This window comes from Acidilobus sp., assembly GCF_049973875.1.
GTDB lineage: Archaea > Thermoproteota > Thermoprotei_A > Sulfolobales > Acidilobaceae > Acidilobus.
Genome location: NZ_JBMFJI010000108.1, coordinates 1 through 617, shown reverse-complemented (window position 1 = coordinate 617; position 617 = coordinate 1). Strand labels below are relative to the sequence as shown.

1 protein-coding gene is annotated in these 617 nt (G+C 57.7%); it reads left to right on the top strand.

Annotated features, from left to right (window positions below; genetic code table 11):
- Positions 1-171: 171 nt before the first annotated feature.
- The coding region (locus tag ACP5H1_RS08560; protein WP_427974116.1) for a hypothetical protein at positions 172-617 on the top strand (446 nt) is incomplete at its 3' end.

Below are 617 nucleotides of genomic sequence, written 5' to 3'. Positions count from 1 at the left end.
GCTGGTGAGCGGCGAGAGGGGAGGCGGCCTGGCGGAGTGCTACAGCTCTGGCCAGCGCGAGCTCTGCATAGTGAGCGAGGTAGCATCAACGCTTGACAGCCTCGACCCGTCTGGCACGGTGAAGCTGGCCCTTGCATACGCTATCACTTGGGAAGGCGGAGGTGGGAAGCAGTGACGGCTGAGGAAGGTGAGAGGCGGGCTGGCGGGTTCCTCTCACATGTTGTAATAAGGAAGCTGAGAGGTACCGACTTCAACCTGGAGTTCAGCCCTAGGAGAATCAACTTAATCGTGGGTTGCGAGGGCTCCTACAAGACCTCGCTCCTGGAGGCCCTCGCCGTGTCCCTCATGACCGCTGACTTGAGCGAGAACCCCGCCAAGTACACCGAGCTTATCAGGTTCCTGAGGACTATGAGAATGAACCCAGACTGGCCGCTGAACCTGTGGGCGCTTAACATGGACGTTGAGATAGACGGCATAACTGTAAGGCCGTTTGAAGTTAAGCAGGACAACGAGTCCTCCAACTCTGTATGGCTGGGCTTCGCGGCGTATTACAATAACGAGGAGGTCACCACGCTGAAGATAAACGTGACCGTAAGCGACGACGGGAGGACCGAGTT